The organism is Henriciella sp. (genome assembly GCF_049649345.1).
GTDB lineage: Bacteria > Pseudomonadota > Alphaproteobacteria > Caulobacterales > Hyphomonadaceae > Henriciella.
In genome coordinates this window covers 1-5368 of the sequence record NZ_JBARZC010000396.1, presented here as the reverse complement: position 1 = coordinate 5368, position 5368 = coordinate 1, and the positions used below count along the sequence as shown (strand labels likewise).

The 5368-nt window shown below is 59.2% G+C and carries 4 protein-coding genes; 3 read left to right on the top strand and 1 reads right to left on the bottom strand.

The window, feature by feature from the left end; genetic code table 11:
• Window positions 1-128: 128 nt before the first annotated feature.
• Window positions 129-548, bottom strand: coding sequence for a PRC-barrel domain-containing protein (locus tag WA989_RS10820; RefSeq protein WP_424340509.1), 420 nt, complete (start codon window positions 546-548; stop codon window positions 129-131).
• Between the two features lie 191 nt (window positions 549-739).
• Between WA989_RS10820 and WA989_RS10815 the strand changes: the two genes are divergently transcribed.
• From WA989_RS10815 to WA989_RS10805, 3 genes are all read left to right on the top strand, one after another.
• A complete protein-coding gene (locus tag WA989_RS10815; RefSeq protein ID WP_424340508.1) occupies window positions 740-3166 on the top strand; it encodes a DPP IV N-terminal domain-containing protein in 2427 nt (808 codons plus the stop codon).
• The gene (locus WA989_RS10810; RefSeq protein WP_424340507.1) at window positions 3163-3726 is read left to right on the top strand and encodes an NUDIX hydrolase; all 564 of its coding nucleotides are present in this window, start codon (window positions 3163-3165) and stop codon (window positions 3724-3726) included. Before WA989_RS10815 ends, WA989_RS10810 begins: the two co-directional genes overlap by 4 nt.
• A gap of 99 nt (window positions 3727-3825) precedes the next feature.
• Complete coding sequence (locus WA989_RS10805) at window positions 3826-5196, top strand: alpha,alpha-trehalose-phosphate synthase (UDP-forming) (protein WP_424340506.1); 1371 nt, start codon at window positions 3826-3828, stop codon at window positions 5194-5196.
• The last annotated feature ends 172 nt before the right edge of the window (window positions 5197-5368 follow it).

Below are 5368 nucleotides of genomic sequence, written 5' to 3'. Positions count from 1 at the left end.
GACTAGCCTCCTTCCCCTGCTCTCTGGGCCTCGCAGCACAAGCGCTGGGCCCGCACTGATGGCAAAAAAAAACGCCGCCGGTTTCCGGCAGCGTTTCTTCAGTCTGAGGACTTTATCGATTTAGGGGATTACTTCCACCAGGTCTCGTCGATATCCTCGAGTTCTTCGAGGTCTTCCTCGTTAAAGCGGGTCACATAGACGAACTCGTCTTCACCATCTGCCACGAGGCGGATGTCTGCAACCGGCAGGAAGACGTGCTTGTCACCTAGGTCGAGAACACCGCCGACTTCTGCCACGATGCCGACTACCATGCCGCTCTGGTCGAGGATGACGTCCTCGATCTCACCAATATCGTTCCACTCGGGGCCGACTTCTTCGTAATAGGTATCAGCTTCCCATTCGAATTCGTCATCAGCCTCGTTCATCGTCATGATGTCGCCGCCGATGATGTCGCGGACACGAACGTATTCGTCGGTGCCGGCAGTCTGGGCCATTGCACCTGTGACTGTGAGTGCACCGATTGCTGTTGCGGTCAGTAGTCGTTTCATCTGTCTCTCTCTTTCTTTCTATTCGATACTGGATGAACGCTATCATCCGGCGAGTGTTCCAAGCAGATTAGTTGCCGACGGGTCTCGCCGGCGGCGGTTCAAAAAGTCACTGGTAAGGATCCGCACGCGTCGCTGCCTTCAGGCAAGTCGCCCCGCTTGATTGCGATTGGGCGCACGTCTACGGAATGCGCATGAAGCTTCGTGTTCTGAAACTTGCAGCCCTCTGGTCGTTCCTGACCGTGGGCACCGGACATCTTATTGCTCAGGAGTCCTCCGACTTGCCCGTAAACGAATTCACCCTTGAACGTCTCTATGCCTCCCCGTCGCTGAACGGGCCTTCGCCGGCGGGGGTGAAGTATTCGCCTGACGGCAGCCGCGTGACTTTCCTGAAAGCTCGCGAGAGTGATTCCAGCCGGTATGATCTCTGGCAGTTTGATGTGGTCACGGGCGAACAGTCCATGCTGGTCGACTCCACCTTGCTCCAGCCCGAAGAGGTCGAGCTGTCGGAGGAAGAAAAAGCGCTGCGTGAGCGCAAGCGCATCGCCGGCCGAAAGGGCATCGTCGATTATGACTGGGGTACAGCGGATACGATCCTCGTCCCCCTCGGCGGCGATCTTCATCTCGTGACGCTTGGTCAGGACGGGCCGCAGACGCGCCAGCTCACCGAGACGGACGCTTTCGAATATGACGCCAAGGTCTCCCCGCGCGGCAATTATGTTTCCTTCGTTCGCGATGGCGCCGTCTTCGTCATCGATCTTGCCACCGACGCGGAACGCCAGGTCACCCCCGATGCCGAGCCGGAAAAGGCGATTTCCTACGGTGTCGCCGAGTTTGTCGCTCAGGAAGAAATGAGCCGCTATACGGGCTATTGGTGGAGCCCGGACGAGCGCTACATCGCCTATACGCGCGTCGATGAAAGCACGGTCGATATCATCCCGCGCTTCGATATCGCCGCCGAGGAAGTCACGGTGATCGAGCAGCGCTATCCGCGCGCCGGGCGGCCCAATGCGATTGTCGATCTGTTCGTGCGCGACATGGACACCGGCGAGGCCAGCCAGGTCGACTGGAGAATGGAGGATTTCGGCCCGGCGACAGATCAGTATCTCGTCCGCGTCAACTGGACGGGCGAACGGCTGACCTATCAGCTCATGGGCCGCGACCAGTCGATCAAACGCTGGCGCAGTGTCGCTGCGCCGGACTGGTCCGACCCCATCAATCTGTCCGTCGAACACCACGGCAACTGGATCAATTTGTCGAATGATCTCGCCACGATTGGAGACAGGATCGTCTTCACCAGCGAGGATGGCGGCGGCTTTCGCCACATAAGCACGTTCACGACGGATGGCGATAGCAGCGAGCTTGTTACAGGCGGCGACTGGGCCGTCTCTGCCATCGAAGGGATCGACCGGGACAACAATCTCGTCTTCTTCACCGGCTTCATGGACACCCCGCTGGAAAAGCACCTCTACGCCCAGCGCATCGTGTCGCAGAGCTATGACAAGTGCCCGGCCTGCGCAAATTATCAGTCCGCCGATGGCCCGCCACCCGTGCGTCTGACGCAGCCCGGCAAGAGCTGGTCAGTGACGATGGCGCCGGATGGTGCCTCTTATGTGGCCACCTCGTCTGCCCCTGATCAGCCGCCGCAAACCGGGCTCTACCGCGTGAGCGTTCAGGAAGGCGAGCCGCGTTTCACGCCCGACTATGATGACAACCCAGCCGCGACCTTAGTCGTCCCTCTGCCCCTGCTCAATGTCTCGGCCGAGCGGATCGCCTGGATTGAGGAAAACGCGCTGGATGAGAGCCACCCTTATTTTCCCTATCTCGAGGATCACACCGTTCCGGACTATGGCACGCTGGAAGCCGAAGACGGCCAGACCCTCTATTATTCCATACAGACCCCGCCCGATTTCGACCCGTCAAAAAAATACCCCGTCATCATCGAGGTCTATGGCGGCCCGCACGTCCAGACGGTTGACCGCGATTGGGGGAGCCAGTCGGATCAGTATCTCACCCGTCAGGGCTATATCGTCTTCCGGCTCGACAATCGCGGCTCGTATAATCGCGGCAAGCGGTTCGAGGATGTGATCTTCAAGCAGACCGGCGGGCCGGAAGTCCGCGACCAGCTCGCCGGCGTCGACTGGCTGAAATCGCAGCCCTTTGTCGATCCGGACCGGATCGCCATTCAGGGCTGGTCCTATGGCGGCTACATGGCGCTGATGACCATCCTGCAGGCACCAGAAGGCACGTTTGCCGCCGCCGCCGCCGGTGCGCCAGTAACGGACTGGTCGCTCTATGACACCTTTTACACCGAGCGCTACATGCGCACGCCTCAGGACAATCCGGAGGGTTATGAAAAATCATCGGTGTTCTATCATCTGGATCGGCTGAACCATGACATGCCGCCGCTCCTTCTGATGCACGGCATGGCCGACGACAATGTCACCTTCGACAATACGACACGTCTGATGGCCGCAATGCAGGAGGACGGCCGGACATTCGAGCTGATGACCTATCCCGGCCAGCGCCATGGCATTCGCGGGCAGGCCCTGCAGACCCATCTCATGCGCACCCGGATGGCCTTTCTGAAGCGGCATCTGAAACCGGATCGTCCGGAATGAAGCCCTGGCGCATCAAGTCGAGCCGGACAAGCTATGAAGACAAGTGGCTGAAAATTCGGTCAGACCGCTGCGAGACGGCTGAGGGGCGGATCATCGACCCCTTCCATATTATTGAGGCGCCGGAATGGGTGTGTGTCCTGGGGCTGACTGCGGACAATCAGGTTCTTGCAATCCGCGAGTACAGACATGGGGCGCAAGCCATCACATTAGGTTTGCCTGGCGGCGCATGCGATCCTGAGGATCAGAGCATCTCGATGACCGCTGCCCGCGAACTCGAAGAAGAGACGGGATATCGTTGCAGCACACTGGTCTGCACGGGATGCGCCTATGCCAATTGGGCGAACCAGAACAACCAGATCAGCTTCTTTATAGGGTTTGATGCCACTCCCGTAGGGATCGCGCACCCTGACCCGAATGAAGAGATCGACCCAGTCCTTATACCCTATGCAGACTTTCTGGCCTATGACTTCGACGGGCCGAAACAAACCCACCACGCGGCTGCACTTTTTTATGCAGAACGCTATTTCTCAAAACACCCGGCGCGCCGCCCGGGGCCGTGATCGCCCACCTGCTGTCTGATTAGGCATAATCACAGCAAAAAACTTATATTTTCACGGGGATGTTGAAACTCATCGCACACAGGGGCACTGAATAGGCCGATGGGAAGACTGATCGCCATTTCGAACCGCACCGCCGCTGATCCAAGCGCACGCGCAGGCGGTCTTGCCGTTGCCGTCTGGGAATCACTGACCTCGACAGGCGGCATGTGGTTCGGCTGGTCTGGAAATATTGTCGATGAGGTCGCGGCTGAACCGGAGACGTTCTCCGATGAAGGCGTCGATTTCGTCGTCACCGACTTTACCGAAGCCGAACATGATGGCTTCTATCTGCAATACGCCAACCGGGTGATCTGGCCGGTTTTCCACTACCGGGTCGACCTGGCCCATTTCGGAAATACCGACTTTGAGACCTATGCCGCGGTCAACAAGCGGATTGCAAACCTCGTCGTGCCGCGTCTTGAGGATGGCGACAGCGTCTGGGTACACGATTACCACTTTCTGCTGATGGGCGGCTATTTGCGCGAAGGCGGCTGGACCGGCCCGATCGGCTTTTTCCTGCACATCCCGTTTCCCTCACCGGAAGTGTTCCAGGCCCTGCCCGAGCATGAGCAGATTGCCCGCGCCATGGCTGATTTCAGCGTGCTGGGGTTCCAGTCCAAGACCGACCGGGCCAATTTCGTGCGCTATCTCGTTGAGAATTATGACGCCGCCGATGAAGGCGATGGCTGGGTCAGCGTGTTCGGCCGGCGTATTCGCGCCAATGCCTATCCGATTGGCATTGAGGCCGAGAAATTCGCAAAGGCCGCCACCAGCGAAACGGCCAAGACAGCGGCGACGCGGATCGGCCGCTTCCTCGGCGGGCGCAATCTCGTTCTCGGCGTCGACCGCATGGACTATTCAAAGGGCCTGCCCCAGCGCTTCGAGGCAGTCGGCAAGCTGTTCGACCATTTCCCGACGACGCGCGGCAAGGTGTCGGTGACGCAGATTGCGCCGCCGTCCCGCTCAAAGGTCGAGGAATACCGTGACCTGCGCATCCAGCTCGACGAACTGGCTGGCCGCATCAATGGCGATTATGGCGACCTTGACTGGATCCCGCTGCGCTATCTCGCCCGCTCATACGACCGGCGTGTGCTGGCGGGCCTCTACAGGATCGCCCGTGTCTGCCTCGTCACACCGCTGCGGGACGGCATGAATCTTGTCGCCAAGGAATATGTGATGGCGCAGGACCCGGACGATCCCGGCGTTCTCATCCTGTCGCAATTTGCCGGCGCAGCAGAGCAATTGTCCGATGCGCTTATCGTCAATCCACACGATACGTTCAGCGTCGCCGAAACAATCAATCAGGCGCTTGAAATGACGGTCGAAGAACGCCGGACGCGCTGGGAAAAACTGCGCCGGACGGTGGCAAGCGAGGACATTTCCTGGTGGCGCCAGAAATTCCTGCGCGATCTCGGTGTTAACGAAGCTTGAGTTCCACAATGACAGACCTGCCCCGCCTCAACGCACAAACAGCGCTGTTTCTCGATTTCGATGGAACGCTCGCGCCGATCCAGGACGATCCTGACTCTGTCATCCTGCCGAATGAAACGGCCCATGCGCTGGCAGGCTTGCAGAGTGTTGTCGGCGAGGCAATCTGCATGAT